Here is a 20,625-nt window from a genome sequence, read left to right as displayed (position 1 = left end):
ACAATATTATTAATTTTAGGTGAGGTTTTTTAGATGGATGAGAGATACTTAACGATTAATGATGCAGAGACTACTTTAATATCTTCGTTAGCTAATGAACTGGATTTCAAATATTTAAAAAGCCAAAAATGTTTGAAAAAGACAGTTAAGAAATTAGATTTTATATTAAATTTTTATTCATGCAAATGGAATAAAGTTGGTGATAGAATAGAAGTAAACGTAGGCTTCCATATTTATAATAAAAATTATGGAAAAATTCCTGTAGATAGCGTTGTTGCATCTAAAATGATAAAGCCTAAAGACAAGGAATGGTTTGATATTACTACAGAAGAAAAATTGAATGAAGTATTTGCAGAGCTTAGAAAAGTTTTAAATGTTGAGATAAAAAGTTTATGTTCAATGTTTGAAAAAAATTATAATGAAGCGGTTGAATATTTATTTAATGAAAAATTTGATGAGTTTAATGTTCATTTGGATTATATTGCAGATACTTTAGGTAAAGATATAATACAGAATAAAGTTAAGCAAATTTCAGACAGTTTTTCTGCGGATATTATTAATCAGATTGAAGAATATAAAAATGGTGCCAGAAATAAAATGTGGATGTTGAATAGAAATAATATAAAGTACATTGTCGATAATAATTATATTTGATTAAATGGTGAGGAGATAGTCACTACAGACAATCACCCGTTCTATGTACAGGGCAGGGGCTTTATACAGGCAGGAAGTCTTTTTGTTGGTGATAAGCTCATCAGCGTTGACGGAAAAGATCTTTTTGTTGAATCTTTTGAAATAGAGTTGACAAAAGAAACTGTTTCGGTGTATAATTTTAAGGTAGAGGATTATCATACCTATTTCGTCGGCGGTATTGCTGTTTGGGTTCATAACAATGATTGTATAAATCAAGTTGAATCTGGACAAAAAAAGCTGGAAACTACTCAAGAAAAGGGTAATTACGGCGAAATGAAAATGGATGAGTATTATGAAAGTAAAGGCTATAAGAGAGTAAGCAAAGATAGAGTTTCTTCATTAAATGATCCTACTCATCATGGAATTGATGGTGTATATCATAATCCAAATGGCGATCCTAAGTATATAATAGCGGAATCCAAATATGGTTCATCAAGATTAGCGAATACTAAGGGTGCTGGAAGGCAAATGAGTGATCCGTGGATTAAAAAGAATTTGGAAAAGGCTGTTGGAAAGAAGACCGCAAGACAAATTAAGAGTTCTGGCGGCTATGGAAGGGAATTATTTAAGATAAAACTTGGTAACAATGGTCCGAAAATCAATGTTAAAACATTAAATTCAAATGGCTATGTCGTTAAAACTCCGTAAAAAATGAAAGAAGGTATGTAAATGAGAGATACTTTGAGATCAAAAGAATATTTTGATACCTTTATTCTTGAGGAAGAAGAAGATGGAGTCAAAATGTTTGAAGACTGTATTGCAAAAGGTGAAATAGAAGAGGAGAGAATTGATTATATAAAAGATGAAATATTGCGAATTAAAATGGGCATAATTATAGCCAAATATTCAAGAGGAGATTCTGTAGAAGAAATTAAGCAAGAATTTGAAGATATGTTAGACTCGTTTTGTGAGTCATGGGATGGCGAAGTCTATGAAGATAATCTAATTTTTGCTTCAATTGCATATCTTTTAGGGATAGATAATGTGAAGTTAAAAAAAATAAGAGAAAAATTAATGAAATCTGAAACATATGATTACCTCATAGATTTTGTTCTTGTTGGTTCAGATACTACACTGGATAAATCAAAAGTATCATTTCCACGTCCCTATAAAAAATTACTAAGAAGTATTGAGTGTGCAGATAAAGATGCATTAGAAAAGTATCTGCGTGGATGGTATAAAGGCTGTCAGGATAGTTCGTGGTATGATACTCATAAAATTGAAGATGATAATCTTTACTATGGATATTGGTGTTTTGAAGCAGGCGCAATTGTTAAAAGACTCGGATTTGATGATGAAAATTTAAAAAACGAACAATATTATCCGTATGATATGGTTCATTTTAGTTGATGACTAATAAAAAATAATTAAGTAACGAGGTGAAAAAATGCCAGAAGTCAATAACGAACAATTAGCTGAGTTTATCTCAAATTCACAAGTAGCCTTTTTTAATGGTGAGTATCAGAAAGCGTTCAATCTTGCAAGAAGAGCGATAGACCTTGACGACAAGTGTGCAGATGCATACCAGTGTGCGGCAAACGTATGTATGTCGCTCGGCAGATACGAAGACGCTATTGATTACTACCAGAAGGCTGTAAACTGCGAGCCTGACAACGGCAACCGCTACTTCAATCTGGGTTATGCACAGGCAACTGTCAACAAGATCGCAGAGGCTTTACAGAGCTTTGCAAAGGCAGATGAACTTGGACTGAACGAAGATGCAGCTGCTCAGATGTATCATATTCTCGGCATTGCTAATCAGCAGTTGGGCAAGCTGGACGACGCTCTTATCAATCTGAAAAAGTCAGAGCTGCTTATCCCGGGAGATATGGATATCATGAAGCGTAAAGCTGCTATATACGGTATTCTTGATGATGTTCCAAGTGGTCTCAGCGTTGCTAATCAGATGAAGCTTATCGCACCTTCGGATTACGCAGGCTATCAGGTCGCTTATATCCTGCTTAAACAGGCAGGACGCAATGAGGACGCTTTCAAGGAGCTCGCCTATGCGAGAAAGAACCTGATGAATTTCCCGATAGAGCTTTGTGAGGATATGGTGGATTTTGAGATGTCCACATACGCTAAAACTCAGGATAAAGAATGCTTCGAGAGAGCTCTGCTGTATATCAAGCATTATATGAAGACTGAAAAGCCTACAGCTGATGAAGCTTCTCAGTGCTATCTCAATGCTGCCGAGCTGTATTTGCAGATCGAAGATGCTGATAATACGATCGCTTGCCTGAGAGGAGCTGAAAAGCCTGCTTTTTCATACAATAACGGACTGTTCTATTATGAGTATGACCCGCAGCAGGCTGATGAGAATTCCATTCTCAATGAGATGAACGCTAATCTTTACCGCTATGAGCAGCTCAGTACAGAACAGCTCGAAGCAATGAGAAACAGCGATACATATTTTTCTCCCGACACTAAGGAGAATGACGGAAATGAAACTTATACTATTTCCGAAGATGATGAATTCATTATTTCACCTGACAGCAGTGACAGGATAAACCGTATCTACATAGGAGCTTATACCCTGAAGGAAGACTTCCGAAAGGTTATGTACTACGCTCTTGAACTGCAAAAGAGCAAGGACGAGAGTATGGCTGAGCTTGGCTGGTACACAGAGGCTCGCGCTATGAAGGATCTGGCACTTGAAGGTTGGCAGGATAAATATGATGAAGTTCAGAAGAAGTTCAGAAATGCGATATTGAAGGATCCTACTGATCTTAATGCGATGACGCTGCGTATAAGATGTCTTATTGATACAGAGCAGTATGATGAGGCAGCAGAGAAGTGCAGCTATCTCAGAAAGGAATTACAGGACGAACTTCTGGAGGAAATAAACAAGGCTCAAAACGGAGGTGCATGATATGGCATTTCTGTCTCAGGATATCGTTCTTGATGACAATGCTTTTGCAACTGCTTCAAAGGATATGAAGACCTTGAAGTCAGATGCGGAAAAACTGAAGGAAAAGCTTGAGGGTATGTACAAGGATGTATCAGAAGCGATGGATACTAACGCAGGTAAAGAACTCAAGCTGACCGCAAAGGACGTTCTGCTCAAACCTATTGAGGATATGAGCATTGTCATCGACCACATATCAACTACTCTTGAAACTATCAAGGGTACAGGTTATTACAAGGATATATTCGTGAAGTATGAAGAACTTAACGGATAAATAAAACATTTAGGAGGAATTATTTATGCCAGGCATGGGTACAACAGGAACAGTGAATATCACACCTGAAATGATGGATGAAGCAGTAAAGGCTATTTCTGCTTATCGTTCAACAACAGAAACACTTTATAAGAGTGTAAATACCGAGATAACAAATCTTACTGCTAAGGATTTCACGGGTTCCGCATCAACAGGTTTAGTAAAGTTCTACACTAACAATATTGAACCTGCAACAGGCAAGAGCCTTACAGATATTCTCGATACTCTTGAGAAGGTCTGCAACAGCATCAAGTCAGCTCTTCCTGCTGAAGAGGGCGTTGACGAGCAGCTCGGTTCAGCTAACGGAAAGTAATTGATAGGAGGGTTTTATTATGGCAAGTTGTAGAATAGTAAAAGCATCTGTTGAACAGAGCGTTACAAATCTTAATAATTATGCAAAGCAGTATGAAGAAGCAGGAAACACTTTTGCTACAGCTTTCAAAAATGCTATTGCTGATATGGAAGGCGCTGCAAAGGACGCTCTTCTCGAATTCTTTGAGACAAAGATCGAAGGATTTGTAACAAAGGATCTCCCAAGTGCAGTAACAGGTCTTGCTTCACTTCTTTCAACAAACTTACAGCAGTTTGATGATGTTGATGGAAAGCTTGCTGAAAGCATCAAGGGTGACGGTTGATTGATCGGATAGATCATATCTGATAGTATTTATATACAGCCTCATTGCTGTTAATTTGGCTGAGGCTGTATTTTTTTAGGAGGCGGAAGTAATGGCATTTATCGAATTAACAGAAGATGAGATTACGTTATTGGATGATTCACAAAAGGAACAGTATAACAGAGAGCTGAAGCTCTATCGTGAAAGAGTTGCTTTAGTAGAGAAACTTGTGCAGATCGAAAACGCCAACTTCCAGTACGTAAAACCTGAATTTAAGAGTATAAAGCCTGTTCGCAGAGTAGATGTACCTGAATACATTGCTGCTGAAAAAGTCAGGGTCGCTCTGCCCGATGATATTGCGCAGGTTAAGGAAATAGGCAGCAAAGGAAAAGAAAACAGTCTGCTGAGACAGCAGATGATCGGAAGGATCCTGCAGAATGTCAGGATAGCGGATATCCCGAATGTAAAAGTACCGCTTCCCGACAGTGTTGAATACAGCGGTATCGGTAACTATGAAATAGACAGCATTGAGGGAGTTAAGGTAAAGGTCGATGCTCCCGAACTTAATGTGCAGCCAATAGGCAGGAGCGTCATAAGTGAACTGACCGAGACAGTGAAGATTAATGCTCCGAAGGTATCCTTTGAGTTTGAAAGAGATGCCGTTAGCGTTGAAACTGTAAAAACGGAGCTTCCGCAAATAGCGAAATATACAGGCATTGATGCCGTTGATATAAAGAATTTCCCCGATGTTGCAGTTAAAGCAGCACCAAAGCTCAGCTTTGAGTATTCAGGCAGCAATGAAGAGACATTGCTCGGTATTGAAAAAATGGTCGCAGATGTACAGAAAGCTCCCGAGGTATCGTTTGAGATGGAGCCTGTTACTATTGGTGAGATCGAAAGACCTGTGATAACAGGCATTGATACTTCTGAGCTCAATAAGCGCCTTGATATCTACAAGACTGATATCATTGAGCCTGTTAACCTACAGCTCAGCAAGCCTTCGGTTCCCGATATCGGTGAGTACGAAGAGCCTGATATCGAGCTTGCTATGCCGCAGACCGAGCAGGTATCTGTTCCCGATATCACGGAGTATGAGAAGCCTGATATCGAGCTTTCTATGCCGCAGGTCGAAAGGGTATCTGTTCCCGATATCAAGGGATATGAGGAACCTGATATCGAGATTTCTATGCCGCAGATCGAGGATATATCCGTTCCTGAGGTAGGCGGTTTCGTTTCCACGACAATGGAAATGACAGATAATATTGAAATGCCGGAGCTTGAACTGCCTGAATACAATGTCAGCGACTATGTATTCGCGGGTGTTTCGGATATCCCGAAAATATCAGTAGAAAGCCCTTGCTGTTCTGATAATGATTTCAATGATGTGATGCAAAAAATAATAAATAGTATGCAAGGAGCATAATTTATGAAGAATAATGAGATCATGATCTCCGTACAATTTGATTTCCCGACAGATTCAGCGTATGGTGATTACTCGGGTATCAAGGACAGTCTTGCCTTTCTTGTAAAAGATGATATTACCCTTAAAGCCTTTCTGGAAGGTCTTTACTACGGACTCCACAATAATTTTCCGCAGCATTTTCAGCTGTACAGGGAATATATCAGGCACAGACACCAGATCGCGGTAAACTACACCAGAAAGGGCAAGTTCAAGGTAATTGACTGCAATAAGGAACTGAAAGACACGAAGATCACTTTGACGGAACTCGGTTTTGTTACTTCAAGTGTCCTGATGATAACTATGGAGACAAGTCTGACCGATGTTGTGCTCTTTGAGGAGATCCCCGGAAGCTATATCCTGCGTTCTGACGACAATTCTCTTGAATATAATATCAGCAGCCGTACTCTTGAAGCTGTTGAGTCTTCGGATATAGAGATACTCCCACCCGGTGAAGTCCCTAACAAGGAAGATCGCTCCCTTGCGGATATCATGGTCCCTACAATACTTTCTACAGGCGGTATGGTCGGCGTTCGTGCCTTTATGTCAAGTTCATCGTCAGGCATGGGCGGAATGATGTGGATGATGACCGCCGCAACAGGTGTTATGACACTGGTCACTACTGCGTATAATTTCTTCAGGCAGGGTGTTACAAGTAAAAAGAAGAAAAAGGAATGGAAGGAAAACTACGAAAATTACATCAAGCGTGTGATCGAAAAAATAGGAAAATGGCAGCAGGCTGACGTTACATATCTCCAAAAGCTCTACCCCGATATGTCAGGGCTGTTTTCCAATCTTTCCAGACTTGATTCTGCTATTTTCTCGCGCTCACAGAGCGATAACGACTTTATGCGCATCACTCTTGGTGTGTCTGAAAACGTAAAGCCGCTCTTTAATATCAAGTTTGACAAGAAAGATGAGATATTCTCTGATGTATACTATCATCTTTGCTATGATAATTGTCAGAACGGCAAGGAGAAGAGAATATCGGGTATATATATTGATATTCCAAAGGACAAGCTGAAGAAAAAGGAAGCCCGCAGAAAAGAGGAAATGCTCAAAAACGGCAGGATCTCCGAGGAAATGTATCTTATGTCCGAGCTTGCATATCATTTCTCCACGGAATATTTCCGCTTCCTTGACGGCAGGACATGGGGCACAGACGGTGTCAAGGCACCGTGTATGCTGGATATCAGGAATGCAGGTGCTGTGGGTATCATTTCCCATGATAATCTCTATGCCCATGAATTCGTAAAACACTGTGTACTTGACCTTACCTATTACCATTCTCCTGAAGATATTCAGTTCATATTCTTCTTTGAGGACGGTCTCAGCGTCGAAGAACAGGAAAAAAGAGTTGAATCGTACAGATTTCTTCCTCACTGCAATGAGCTTCTTGAAGATACATCTCAGTTTGTATTCAATAAGGAGAGCGCAGGCGTTGTTTACGGTCAGCTCCTCAATATAATGAATCAGCGTGAAAAGGACAACCAGTCTGATGACGAAAATGATTCGTCTGCTGATAAGGTTACGCAGATAGTATGCGTTGTTTTTGAGGACTATAAGATAAAGTCAACAGGCTTTTCAAAGTATCTCCCGGAAGCTCCCAAGGAGGGCGAGGACTATGTGAACAAGCTGGGACTGACTTTTCTGTTTTGCCGTGATGACAAGGATAAGCTGCCGAGATACTGCGGCGATGTCATATATCTGGACGAGGGAGCAAACAGCGAAGGCTACGGCTATGTCGTACCGAGATACAGTGTCATGACACGAGAAAATATCCTTGCTACCGTTACAGATACCAAGAAGTATCCAAGCTTCTGGAATAAATACGTTTTTGATTCATCTGATTACGATGAGCAGTATGATCTTGCTTACAGACGTTTAAGTGCGATATATTATACCCGTATCGCTGAAAACGGTCAGGTACCAAGCATGGTCACTCTCTTTAAGCTTTACGGTATCTCCAGTGAGGAGATAGAGATAAGGGACAAGAATTCAGACAATCCTCTCGCTACCACAAAGGCTGCGGAAATGTTCCTTAAAAGCTGGACTAATCCGCGCGGTGAAGATGAATACGACGTAACAAGGAACCTGAGAGTAAAAATAGGTGCGAATGAGCATGGTGATATGAAGCTTGACCTCTATGAGAAGGCTGACGGCCCTCATATGCTGGTAGCAGGTACTACAGGTTCAGGTAAGTCTGAGACTATCATCACCTACCTCATTGGTCTGTGTATGAAGTTCTCTCCTATGGACTTAACCCTCATGCTGGTCGATATGAAGGGCGGCGGCTTCTCCGACCGACTGGGCGATCTTCCGCACTGTGTAGGTGTAGTAACCGATACAGCAGGTGAGAGCGAAGGTATTTCTTCGGCATATATGCTCAAGCGCTTCCTTGAAACGCTCAATGCTGAGATAAAGAAGAGAAAGCTTCTTCTTCAGGAATTCGGTATTGATACTGCTGATGCATATATCCGTGCGAGAAGAATAATGGTCAAGATCAATGACCTTATCCAGAAGGAGGATATCTCCCTCAAACAGGCTTACGAGATATATAAGAAACTGAAAAGGGAAATGATAGCTGCGGAGGATTCGGAATACTCCGACAGTATCAAGAAGATACTCGAATTGTTCGGCAAGCTTAATGAGAAGCAGGCAAATGTCCTTATATCAAAGGATATCGACAAGATCAAGAGCCTTTCACATCTTGTACTTGTTGTCGATGAGTTTACCGAGCTTAAAAGATTCTCCAGCGAGAGCAATGACGTGGATTTTATTGCCGAGATCACTACCATTGCCCGTGTCGGAAGAACTCTCGGTTTTCATATCATACTTGTTTCTCAGAATATCGAAGGTGCGATCACCGATGATATACGTGTAAACTCAAAGGCAAGAATATGCCTTAAAGTTGCAACAAAACAGGCTTCAAAGGAAATGATAGACAGTCCTGTGGCAGCTGCTCCGACCATGCCTCTTAACGGTCGTGCATATCTGTTGGTAGGTACGGGTTCAAGGTTTGAGTATTTCCAGTCTGCATACACAGGTGCCAATCAGAACCTTAGTATCGAGAAGCCGTTTGACATCACTTATGTACCTAACAGCGGCAATTTCAACGATAAGTTCTACCGCTCCCAGAAGGACAACGTGGCTCAGAAATTAGCTCAGAAAAACGTTGATCCTAACGCAACTCAGCTCAAATTCGTCGTTGATACTATCATTGCTGTCAATAAGGGAAAGCCAGTTCCCGAACAGATATTTATGCCGCCGCTGAGTACTAAGCTTGAAATAATCAGGGACAAAGACAATAATAAAAATAATGATACCGAACACAGAACGCTTATCTGTACATTGGGTCAGTATGATATCCCGATCGTTCAGAAACAGCCTTTGTTCAAGGTGAATCTCCTTGATAAGAACGTTGCACTGTTCGGTGCTTCCATGAGTGGTAAGACAAATTTCCTGAAGTTGCTGATACAGACGCTCCATATGAGATGTTCACATGAAGATGAACAGATATTCATTCTTGACTTTGGCGGCGCTTTGTCTACATACAGGAATTTTCCACTTGTTTCTGCGTATTTCGATAACTCAAATGAGGAGTACGTAAAGAGAGTATTCAAGATACTGGAGCAGATAATCAAGGATAATACCCTTATACTTGAGGATTCAGGTTTTTCTTCATATAAGGGCGATAAGAAGATAGTCCATACCACTTTTGTGGTCGATAATCTCAATGCATTTCAGGACGAGCCGAGATATGCAGCTTATCAGGAAAAATTCGCAAAGCTTTGCCGTGACGGTCTTTCAAAGGGAATAACTGTTGTATTCACGGCAGCTGACACAAAGGGTCTGAACTCTTACCTCAACAGCTTCGGACAGAAGATAGCCCTTGAAATGCCAACGGACAAGTACATGGATATCTTCAACTCAAAGGTCACTGAGATAGGCGCTATTGCAGGAAGAGGCTTTGCAAACGTTACTATCAAGCCTGAGGGCATCGAAGGTACGTTCAGAATGAATGCGCCGTATGAGCTGCAGTGCTTCATAGCAGATCAGCTTTCCGATGACGGAGAGTTCATGAAGGATATGAAGAACAAGTTTGGCTATGATGCAGAAAGCGGCAGCTATACAAAGTGCGTAAAGAAATATCTCACATTCTCGGGTGATCTTATACCTGATGAGTATGAGAGACTTAAACAGACTCCAAAGGAAAGAGAGAAAAAATCAGAGGGCATACCTTGTCCTGTTTCAGTTGGTCTGGACTATATAGACTTCTGTCCTGTAACTGTTGATTTCTCAGAGTCCCGTGTTATCGGCATCTACGGTAAGAAAGAATACGGCAAGACCAACCTGCTTCGTATCATTCTTGATGAGCTGTTTGCAAAGAAACCGAATGCAAGATTCGTTTTCTTCGACGACGGAAGAAAGCAGCTAAAAGAGTTCTACGAAAAATGTGAAGCTCTCGGTCTGGACTGCAAAAAATTCGTAGAGTCGAAAAAGAGAGCAACTCTGCCGCCCGAGGAAGATGCAGCAGATACATTCGATATGTCAAGGGGCTTTACAGATATTTTAGCTAAGCCGACTAAATCATCGGGAAAGATAATCAAGACCCTTTCACCGTTCCAGCAGTTCTATCATTTTATCAATGATAACTACATGGATCTTACTTGGAACGGTCTGGCGAACAGTCAGCTCAATTCTCCTGTTGCAACATTTATCTACGGTGAGGAGAATGCAAGGCTGATGCCTTCATACAATGAAGAAAAGCACCCCGTCAAGCCCACGGTATTCGTGCTTCAGAGCAAGATGCTCTATCTCAGTGCCAACGGCGAAAAGCAGTTTATCAATAATATACTGCCTAAACTTGCTGCTGCCGCTGAGGAAGAAGACCTGATATTCATATTCACGGACGTTCAGAAGATAACAGATCAGGAAACCAATAACTTCTTCAATAATTCGCTCAATTCTGTTTTCCTGTTGGATAATATAGCGGAATTCGTCAGCGAAAGAGGTCAGAAGTCTGTTCTCGGAAACATGGACGCTAAAAGCCTTAAAGAAGAATACGCTCTCTGTGAGCTGGGTGACGGTTATTACTATGACATTGAAGCTGATAAGCTTTTGAAACTCAAATTTATAAAAAAAGAAAAGTGATCGGAGGAATTTATCATGGCTGAAAGCAATGTAGTCAATATTCGCTGTGCAGATGTAGGCAAGCTTGAAAAGTTTGAATCTGACAGTAATGATGCGATCAAGGAATTCAACAGGATCAAAACTAAATTCAAGGATATAAATGATACGCTTCTCACAAAATGGAAGGGTGCAGGTGCGGATCAGTACAAGACCGAGGTCGATCATATCCTCGAAAAGATAGGCAGCGTATCCGAAGTTCTTGAGGCTATCAACAACAGCGTGAAGAGTATCAAGGATACCTATAATCAGATCGACGAGGATCTGGGAAAGTTCAATGAGAATCCGACTTCGGAGGAGGGCTCTGATTCATGAGCGGCAAAGATTCGGATAACTCAATGAGCCTTGCAAATATAGCTATTGATGACAATGATTCATCAAACGGAAGAAGCAAGGTCGAGCTGAATGCTCTTATCGAAGGTGACGCACGGACGATATTCGCCGTGCTCGACCTTCCTGAATTAAAATAGACGAAATAAGGGTTGAGAGGATTCAATGAGTACTCAGATCAAAGGTACAAAGTTTCATTATGAGATAGACACAAAGGATTTTCCGCACGGCTTCATAGCAATGGGTACTGAGAGCTTTGTTTTCATGGGGAGAAAGATCTCAGTGGACAAAAACGGCAAGACAGACTTGTCGTTTTCGTGCGTGCTTAAATTCAAGCCCAAAACAGAGGAAAGGCTTGAAAGATTCAAGGAGCAGGAGCTTAAAATATTTGAGGAGCTTCAGGAATGCAGAAGTGTTGCCAGGATATACGACGTTATAGAGGATATCGGCGAGGATTTTGAACTCGAGATACCTGGTACAGGCGTTTTCATACGCAGCAGGAATCCTAATAAGTCGCAGAGTATAAGGGCTTGCTTCTGTGTTGTGGAGGAGTACATCGACGGCTGGTCACTGGAACAGTACTGCCGCAGAAAGTTCTGGGGTCTGGAAAAGCAGAAAAACAATAACTGGGTGAGCTTTCACGACTTTACCGACCTCGAAAAAGAAGAAGTCATCAAAAAGTATAAGAATGAGAAGATATTCTTCCGCTATCAGGATAAGCTGCTCCATTTTATGCAGAGCCTGTGCGGTATTCTTATGTTTATAAGTACAACTTCAAAGAAAAAAGTCCTGCATCTTGATATAAAACCCGAAAATATCATGGTCACACGTCAGAGCGAGGAGCTCGTCCTGATTGATTTCGGACGCTCTGTTTTTTTGCCTGATGAGGGGACTTTTGTTTACCATAATATGCGAAAAGTCGACTATAAGCAGCCTGAAAACATCAATTCACTGTATTCTCACGGCACCATCGGCTTTTCTGCACCTGAGTGCTATGCGCTGCCTGCCGAGTCGGATTTCCCGTTTTCTCAGGTAGGCTATGAGATCGGAAGAATGTCCATTGAAAGTGATATTTTCTCTTTTGGTGCGACCTTCTGGGAATGTATGAATATCGTCGAGCTCGTCACCAAAAACAAGACATTTGCTGACGATCCGCGTAAATTCTATGAGGAGAATCTCCTCAATGACAAAGCATACTTCAACAGAGACCTCTCACTTGAATGTACAGGACCTCTTGGCGGAAGATACCACAGGTCCTTGCAGGATATCATCAGGAAATGCACTAAGCAGAGAACTGAGGATTATCTTGAAAGTGACCGTTTCTACCATAGTTACGAAGACCTTAAAAGTGATATCGAGGACGCAAGAGACTCTATTCCGACTGTAAAAAAAGGTGAAAACAAGCAGATAAGGAATGCTGCCATTATTCTTGGTACCTGTATCGGCTGCATATTCTCGCTGCTGCTGTTCTCGTTTGTGTATAAGGCTGTAGGTTACCGTATCGCTACAGGTGACTGGGAGGAGATAATTGAAGATATCGACAGCCATACAGCAAGTAATTCCGCCTATCAGGCAACACAGTTCGATAAGCTCTCCAAAATAGTTATGGAGAGAATGCAGCTGAGTGACGACAGTCAGAAGAAAGAGGTATGTCAGGAGTGTTTCGACTACCTTTGCAGGGATAATGATATAAGTGCGCTGGAAACTACTCTTATTATCTCGATGATAAAGGAGATAGGCGATGACAGCGATAAAATGGTCTTTATAGATAAGCTTATCGAATATGCTAATCCTGCGGAGATATCTTCTATCTCCTCGTCCGTGAACAGTCTCGGTCTGAAGGACGGAAGCTCTGCGTATAAGCTTGCAGTAGCTATATATAGTGCTGAAAATAACACTAATTATGATTATTACGAAGCTTATCAGTTGCTGCTGGAGCTCGAAAACAGTATCACATATCGGAATTCAGTCAAACATCTGGCTATATCCCTTAACAATAAGGGGGACAGGGTTCTCAACGAGATCGCTGAAAAAAGCGGACTGACCCGTTCTGAGGTCGCTGAATTCCTTAATAAGGTCGAAGAGTTGTAACGAGGTGAACAATGGACGCAGTAAGAAAGCTTAAATCACGTATTGGCAGACGTTTTGAAAAACACCCGATAATCGGGTATATTGTCTACGGTATTTTTATCGGTTTTGTCGGCACAGTCTGTCTGTCGCTCCTGTTTCTCGGCATTGCTGCTATATCAGGGTTGTACAGCCGGCTCGATATCAATTATAAAACATGGTGGACGTTTATAGCTGTTGCTGCCGTGAGCGCAGTGCTGGTTTTCATATACGGTGCAATGGCATATTTCCCATACAGACGTAAAGGAAATAATTTGTTCAGGAAGGAGTATGTTAACGGTACGTCATATTCGGCGCTGCATGATATACTTTCTCAGAACGGCGAGGATAAGGAGTGATCTTTTGAAAAAAGCTGAATACAGAAGCATTATGCTGAGAAGCTTAGTTGCTTTTGCAGTTTCTGCCGCATCATTCCTGCTGATACCTGTATCTGATTTCAACGGAACAGTATTGCAGAAAATTCTTGCTTATATTGTTGGTATCCTGTTCTGGGGCGGACTCATTGCAGGAATTGTCATGAGTTATGTTCTCGGAAAGATACGAAGGAAGGCTAAGTATAAAAAGTACGATCTTCCCGGCTTTTTGTGCTTTTTCAAGAACAGGAAAGCAAGGTTCTTTGATTCAGTCATGATAGCTGCATCGGTTGTTCTCATAATCATTAATTTTATGGGAGCAGGCACGTCATGGATATGCATGATATTTCTGTCGGCAGGAGTGTTTTCAATGTATATGCATTCTGTATTTAATGGCAATAATTATTCGTTTGCTGTTTGTAAGGAGGTTAATAAATGATTGTAATGAAAAGAGTTCTTGCAGGGCTTGCATCTTTGGCATTGATGTGCAGTTCAAATTCAGCAGGCTTTACTGCTATAGCTGAAGATAACGTAAAAGTCGGCGGCGATGAAGTGATAACTCAAACAGACAAAGAATTGAAAATTCGAGAGGAAGATGAGCGCAGAAGAGAAGAAGAGAATCGTAAAAGAGCAGAAGAAAGATTCGATGATGCAAGAAAACGATTCATTGAGAGTGTGAGGCTTGAGGCTCTAATTGATAATAATTGGTGCAATACTACCAGGAATTGGAATGTCGAATTAAATGCTGATACTTATGATGATTTTGAGTATCGGTATAATGTCAGATTCTTTTATAAAATAAAAGATAAAGATAATAATAAAGATATAGATTGGGGCAGTATTGCCGATGCTGTAGAAGGAAGCGAAAAATTTGATTATAATTTCGGAAGAACATATCCATTTGAGATGTTGTTTCAAGGTAAAGATATTGTAGAGGGCGAGCATTACATAAAGTTATGGGCAGTTGTTGAATGTGAAATAATTGACAAAGCAGGAAATATAGTGAGAGTTGAAAAAGAAATATCTTCCGACGAGCGTCAGTATAAGTATGATAGAACTTCTCCTGATAGATTTAAATTGAAGGTCGATATCAAAGAAAATGATATAAATATAATCAGTGAAAATGATTTGAAAGACAATTATTCAAATAACTTAAAGGTTTACTACACACTCGATAAGCCGAAATGTTCTGATATAGAAGAATTGAAGAAGATCAGTGAACGCAAAGAGACATCAATTACTAATAACAACGGTAAGAAAAACTTCAAGATAAATGCTTATGAAGCATATGGTCATCACTTGATAGTATATGTTGTTGACGAAGCCGGAAATTTAGTATCTGACAGTATGCTGGCTTATAACCAATATGATCCGAGTAAAGACAGCCTTCTTATCAGAGTTGACGGACTTGATGAGGGCAACTGGAAAAAAAATATAGAATGGAAGCCTGTTAACTTCAATACCGATGATATCGAGCTTTACTACAATACGTCGGATAAGAACGATGAAAAAGAGTGGAAAAGCAAAGAGAAGATAAAATGGGATTACAAATGGGGAAAAGATGACTTGAATAAACAAATCCCCGAAGGCGAAAGATATGTTCACTTCTGGTTGAAGTATAAAGACGATTTTATAGCTGAACGTACATTAAAGTATAAATTCGATCAAACTCGACCGAGTGCATTTGATGTAGAAAAGTATTACAATTATGAGAGCAATATATGGGAATTCAGAAATGTAGATTCTATTGAAGAGTATTTATCAGGTTTCAACTCATTAAGCTGTCTTGGTGAAATAACAGACAATAACGGTAGAGTTACTAATACGATTGATTTCAGCGGTAAATTGATTATAAATGAAAAAGATGGTAAGCTGAATTTTGTTTTGCCAATAGACGGTGATTTAGAGGAATTTTTAAAAGAAAAAGGTAATGATAATAAAGGTAATCCGATATTTTATCCTCTTCACTTTGAAGTAACTGATAAAGCAGGCAATGCTATAGGTAAAAGATATTCTTATGATGATAAAGTAAGCCCTGTAATAACTGTACCTTCTAAGGTCGTATCTGGTAAAATAGATATCGACAAAAATATAATAAGTGATGTATCAGAAAAAAAGGCAGATAAGTTCGGAGATGTAAAAACCGGAGAAAATGTAAGCCGTATATATGCTTGCTCAGGTGATTATATCAGAGTTACTTTTAAAGAAAAGAATCCATATAGAGTTAAATTAAATATTAATGGTAAAATATACAATAATGATATCACCAATTTTTTCTATTTTAAACCTTCTATAGAAAAACAGGAGAAGTTAGCGTTTGTAAAGCATGGAGAAAGTGAAATAAGCAGTGATGATGATATCTATGACTGCTATATACCTCTTTCAAAATGCCAAGACCTTAAAAAGGGAAAAGTCAATACTATTAAAATAGAAGCATGGGATTATCACAATCCATCTGTAATTGAAGATGGATTAGCTAAAAAAAGTGATGAGGTTGAATTCTATTATGAGTGTGAAAAACCTGAAATAGAAGATGTTTCAATTTCTGATACGGTGTCAATAAATGGTATACTATATCATATTGGAAATTCCAAGATAAATGTTAGTGCGAATATCAGTGATAATTATGGACTCAGGAATTATTCAATAACCCTTGTTGAAGAAAAAACAGCTAAGGTAACAAAAATAGTGAGTGGAACTGTTCCTAAAACTCAAACGACTATCACCGTAACCAGCAAAAATGATGCTGGAGAAAATGTATCAACGGCTAAAACAATAACAGTCCCACAAAAAACTTATAAAGTTGAGGGTAGTTTCAACAATAGTAAATTTGAAGACGGAAAATATAAATTAATAATAAGGACCGAAGATATTGCGGGCAACTTTAAGGAAGAAGAAAGGACACTTTACTTCGACAGTGTTGCTCCTGCTATCAAAGGAAATTTCAAGTATAACTATGAAAAAGCAGTATTGAATTTCTTGTCGTTTGGTATTTTCGGAAATAAAACTGTTAATATCGAGGTAGAGATAGAAGATGAAGGTATCGGACTTGATGAATCATCACTAAAGTTATTATGGGGCGGAAAAGTAATAATAGGTAAACGTAAAGACAAATCAACTGACAATGTATATGTTTTCAGTAATCTGCCTGTTAATAATGTAGGCGAACCTACAATTACAATTAAAGACATAGTCGGAAATGAAAGAGTTTATTACTTCACAACTGACGAAAACGATAATCTTAGTCAGAATCTCGATAAATCTACACTCCTCGAACTTGAGAACGAAAAGCCTGCTGCAAAGATCGTACTGCCTGAAGAGGGACAGTATATCATAGATAAGGAAATATGGTATGCTGAATCCGTAAATGTTACAGCATCTGCTTCGGATACGAAATCAGGACTAAGAAGAGTTGATTATAAGGAAGAAACTCTTAATGTTGACGGAAACTATGATACGAAACAGCAGCTTCCTGAGTTTATCAAAGATGACAAGAAGTATTTTTCTGAAAAATACGATCATATTATCGAAGAAGAAGGTCATTACCGTTTGACTGTCGAAGCACTTGATAACGCAGGAAACTACGCATCTGATGACAAAAATACTGAAGCAGACAGAATAAAGACCATTCATATTGATAAGGCAGACCCGAAGGTCGTTAAGATCGAACTTAATGATATGAACGGTGAAGAAGTTGCACCTGAAAATGACAGGTACGGATTGTTCTTTAATGAGGATACGATCGTAAAGGTATATGTTGATGACGAAAAAGATGAAAACGATAATAATATAAAAAGAGTATCTTCAGGTATCAATTATGTAAACCTTTATATGCTTGACGCAGAGGGAAATAAATCAGTTACGACCGTGTTCAGCGATGAAGAGGACTATCATAAGGCTGATGAAGAGAATGAAACTGCATATGCAGAGTTTACTGTAAAGAAAGGCTTCAAGGGCAAGATATGGGTCCTTGCGGCAGATAAAGTTGCTGCATACGTTCCTGATAAGGAAAAGCCTGATGCGGAAATGCCTGTTGAGTTCAGACATACCTCGGGTTACAGATTTATTGACGGTACTATTGTTGAAGGCAGGGAACTGCACGAGACAGTTTCGGACATTACCATAACAGAGGATATTCCGACAGATAAAAGGGATTATGACGATATTCCTCTGTATAAGGAGAATATCCCTCTTACAGTCAATGTAAAGGATACATTCTCAGGTATCAACAGAATTGAGTGGTCAATCAGAAATGATAATAAATCAGGAGTTATCACAGTTGATGATTTTGGCAATATTGTAAGTGATTCTGAACTTGCAGCAGTTGTCACAGAGTCGGATTCTCCTGATAAAGCTGCTATCCTGACAGATAAGAACATCGTAACGGAATTCAGCTTCAGGATAACGGTTGAAAGCGATACAAACAATAACGAAGTTTTTGTAAAGCTTATTGATAACGCAGGAAATGATAGCTATATCACAAAGCAGTACAGCATTGATAAAACGGTGCCTGTTATTTCAGCATCTCTCAGCAATAATTCGGCTTCAAACGGAAGATACTTCAATACTGAGCAGGTAGTGAGCATCTCGATACAGGAGAGAAACTTCAATGCTTCCGATGTGGAGCTTACTCTCAGCAGGTATGATGAATCAACCCGAAGCTGGAGCCGTTCCGAGCAGCCTGTGAGCAGCTGGAACGTAAGCGGAGAAGGTGACGAAGCTGTTCATACAACAAGCTTTACTATAAGCAATGACGGTAATTACAGCTTTGATGTATCGTTCTCTGATATGGCAGGAAATATGGCTGAATCATTCAGTCAGTCTGATTTTGTCATTGACAGAACACCGCCTGTACTCAAAACCAATTTCGACGAGTTCAAGTCAGGAAGAAACGGAAACTATTATGGTTCGGACAGTCTTAACAAGACCGCAAGGATAACCGTTACAGAGCATAATTTCTCATCTGAGGGAGCTAATGTCGTTATATTGAAAAAGGATCCCGGATCAGAGCATAATACATCTTCAATGATAAGTACTTCTGCTTATGGCTGGAAGGACAACGGCGATGAGCATATCCTTGAAATTCCTTTCAAGGAAGGTGATGACGGTGTATACCTTATAAAGGTAACACCTGTTGACCTTGCTTCAAATGCAACAGCTTCACAGTCAACTCAGGTATTTGAGATAGACTTCACTAAACCTGTTATCTCTGAGAGAAACGGTGAGTACGTTCAGGACGATCCCAAATCCTATGAAAAGCTTGAGATATACAACGAAAAGAACAAAGCTGAAGAAGGATTTGTTCCGTCTGTAGGCTTCTCGGATGTAAATTTCGACCACCTTGTTTATGACATTACGGTGTATACTCCTGTATACAAGAACGGCAAGGAGCTTGAGCTTACAAAGGTCGATAAGCAGACAAAACAGGTCGTTGTTGACGCAAATACCTTCGAGCAGGGCAAGATAACAGAAGAAAAAGTTTTCTCACTTCCGGAATTCAAGAAGGACGGCGTTTATTCTGTTAATATAACTGCTGTTGACAAGGCAGGAAATAAGAGCAGACTTTGCAAGAATACCTTTGTAATGATGAATAATACAGATGTGCTTGCTTATATTTCAAATAGCAATAAGGCTAACGGCGAGGGCTGGTATTCGTTGCAGAAGGACGAGTACACACCTATAAGCAAGAGACCTGATTCATTCAGTGATCTTGATATCACTGTTTTTGCTCAGACAGGTTCAAATACACGAATAATTCTTCGTGATGAAAACGGAGTGGCTAAGGACACAGGCATCACAGCCGAGAATTCGTCTGATATGTATGCAGTGGGCGTGTATAATTACAGGCTTCCAAAGGAGTACTTCATTGACAACTACCCTGAGGGTACTAATAAAGACCTGTATCTCTGGGCTGAGAATACTTACAATGACGAATCATCACACATTACACTGGGCTGGATAAGGATAGATGCAGTCGCTCCGACCTGCCATATCCCTTCTGACCTTAAAAAGAATAATTTCTTCGTGAAGAATACCAAGACATTTAAGCTTACAGGCATCAGCGAATCGCTTGATAAGTCAAAGTGCATGGTATACGACAACGGTCAGGCTGTTCCGCAGGATAAGTTTGAATATTCTGATTTCGGCGATACTCTTACTTATACACTTGATAAGGGTTGGCACGACCTCAGCTTCGTTCTTGTTGACGAAGCGGGAAATGCTTTCACAATAAAGGAAGTATCATTCATTCAGGTAGGCTTGCTTTATTGCCTGTGGTTCAGGATACTTTGCGGTGTAGCTGCTGCAGGACTGATACTGGCTGTTGTACTCTTTATCAGGAAAAAGCTCGCAAACAGATGATATTTAAAAAGCACCGCGTATGAGCGTGGGACTCATACAGAAACTTTACACGAAATAATCGAGGGGAAACTTTCTGAGGAAAGGAGTCAATCCCAAATTCTGTGTAAACGAAAAATAGTGCAATAAAAGAGTATATGAGTGCCTTTGTCAATAAAAAACTGAGCCACAGCGCTAATAAAAAAGTGAGCCGGTTTTGATAAAAAAATAATGAGCCACTAATCATTATTCATGGTCGAGTCGATGCGGTAAGATGAGCTGCAGTTCATATTAAGAACGAA

At 39.9% G+C, this 20,625-nt stretch carries 15 protein-coding genes; all 15 read left to right on the top strand.

Features of this window, described 5'->3' with window-relative positions:
- Nucleotides 1-33 precede the first annotated feature (33 nt).
- The 15 genes from K6G33_RS01120 to K6G33_RS01050 all read left to right on the top strand — a co-directional run bounded on the left by K6G33_RS01120 (nucleotide 34) and on the right by K6G33_RS01050 (nucleotide 20,347).
- Complete coding sequence (locus K6G33_RS01120; protein WP_296775308.1) at nucleotides 34-654, top strand: hypothetical protein; 621 nt, start codon at nucleotides 34-36, stop codon at nucleotides 652-654.
- Nucleotides 655-669: 15 nt separating this feature from the next.
- The gene (locus K6G33_RS01115) at nucleotides 670-1,341 is read left to right on the top strand and encodes a polymorphic toxin-type HINT domain-containing protein (RefSeq protein WP_296775467.1); all 672 of its coding nucleotides are present in this window, start codon (nucleotides 670-672) and stop codon (nucleotides 1,339-1,341) included.
- Between the two features lie 21 nt (nucleotides 1,342-1,362).
- Entirely contained in the window at nucleotides 1,363-2,043 is a 681-nt protein-coding gene (locus tag K6G33_RS01110; protein WP_296775305.1) for a PoNe immunity protein domain-containing protein, read from the top strand.
- A 37-nt stretch (nucleotides 2,044-2,080) separates the two neighbouring features.
- Nucleotides 2,081-3,565, top strand: a complete 1,485-nt coding sequence (locus K6G33_RS01105) for a tetratricopeptide repeat protein (protein WP_296775303.1) — start codon at nucleotides 2,081-2,083, stop codon at nucleotides 3,563-3,565.
- A 1-nt stretch (nucleotide 3,566) separates the two neighbouring features.
- Nucleotides 3,567-3,875 carry a hypothetical protein gene (locus tag K6G33_RS01100; RefSeq protein WP_296775300.1) on the top strand — a complete coding sequence of 103 codons (309 nt, stop codon included), beginning with the start codon at nucleotides 3,567-3,569 and terminating at the stop codon, nucleotides 3,873-3,875.
- A gap of 25 nt (nucleotides 3,876-3,900) precedes the next feature.
- A complete protein-coding gene (locus K6G33_RS01095) occupies nucleotides 3,901-4,227 on the top strand; it encodes a hypothetical protein (protein WP_296775298.1) in 327 nt (108 codons plus the stop codon).
- 19 nt (nucleotides 4,228-4,246) lie between these two features.
- Complete coding sequence (locus K6G33_RS01090) at nucleotides 4,247-4,549, top strand: hypothetical protein (RefSeq protein ID WP_296775295.1); 303 nt, start codon at nucleotides 4,247-4,249, stop codon at nucleotides 4,547-4,549.
- Nucleotides 4,550-4,640: 91 nt separating this feature from the next.
- Nucleotides 4,641-5,951, top strand: coding sequence for a hypothetical protein (locus K6G33_RS01085; protein WP_296775293.1), 1,311 nt, complete (start codon nucleotides 4,641-4,643; stop codon nucleotides 5,949-5,951).
- Between the two features lie 3 nt (nucleotides 5,952-5,954).
- Nucleotides 5,955-11,141 carry an FtsK/SpoIIIE domain-containing protein gene (locus K6G33_RS01080; protein WP_296775290.1) on the top strand — a complete coding sequence of 1,729 codons (5,187 nt, stop codon included), beginning with the start codon at nucleotides 5,955-5,957 and terminating at the stop codon, nucleotides 11,139-11,141.
- A gap of 15 nt (nucleotides 11,142-11,156) precedes the next feature.
- On the top strand, nucleotides 11,157-11,492 hold the full coding sequence (locus K6G33_RS01075) for a WXG100 family type VII secretion target (protein WP_296775289.1): 336 nt from the start codon (nucleotides 11,157-11,159) through the stop codon (nucleotides 11,490-11,492).
- Nucleotides 11,489-11,647 carry a hypothetical protein gene (locus K6G33_RS01070; RefSeq protein ID WP_296775286.1) on the top strand — a complete coding sequence of 53 codons (159 nt, stop codon included), beginning with the start codon at nucleotides 11,489-11,491 and terminating at the stop codon, nucleotides 11,645-11,647. The genes K6G33_RS01075 and K6G33_RS01070 overlap by 4 nt, the downstream gene beginning before the upstream one ends.
- Before the next feature lie 25 nt (nucleotides 11,648-11,672).
- Complete coding sequence (locus K6G33_RS01065) at nucleotides 11,673-13,598, top strand: protein kinase (protein WP_296775285.1); 1,926 nt, start codon at nucleotides 11,673-11,675, stop codon at nucleotides 13,596-13,598.
- Nucleotides 13,599-13,609: 11 nt separating this feature from the next.
- Nucleotides 13,610-13,972 (top strand): DUF4153 domain-containing protein, encoded by a 363-nt coding sequence (locus K6G33_RS01060; RefSeq protein WP_296775282.1) that lies wholly within the window; start codon nucleotides 13,610-13,612, stop codon nucleotides 13,970-13,972.
- A gap of 4 nt (nucleotides 13,973-13,976) precedes the next feature.
- Nucleotides 13,977-14,426, top strand: a complete 450-nt coding sequence (locus K6G33_RS01055) for a hypothetical protein (RefSeq protein ID WP_296775280.1) — start codon at nucleotides 13,977-13,979, stop codon at nucleotides 14,424-14,426.
- On the top strand, nucleotides 14,423-20,347 hold the full coding sequence (locus tag K6G33_RS01050) for a hypothetical protein (protein WP_296775277.1): 5,925 nt from the start codon (nucleotides 14,423-14,425) through the stop codon (nucleotides 20,345-20,347). Before K6G33_RS01055 ends, K6G33_RS01050 begins: the two co-directional genes overlap by 4 nt.
- The last annotated feature ends 278 nt before the right edge of the window (nucleotides 20,348-20,625 follow it).

It is taken from the genome of Ruminococcus sp. (assembly GCF_024691275.1).
In the GTDB taxonomy this organism is placed as follows: Bacteria; Bacillota; Clostridia; order Oscillospirales; family Ruminococcaceae; genus Ruminococcus.
This window is presented reverse-complemented; position numbering and strand designations above follow the sequence as displayed.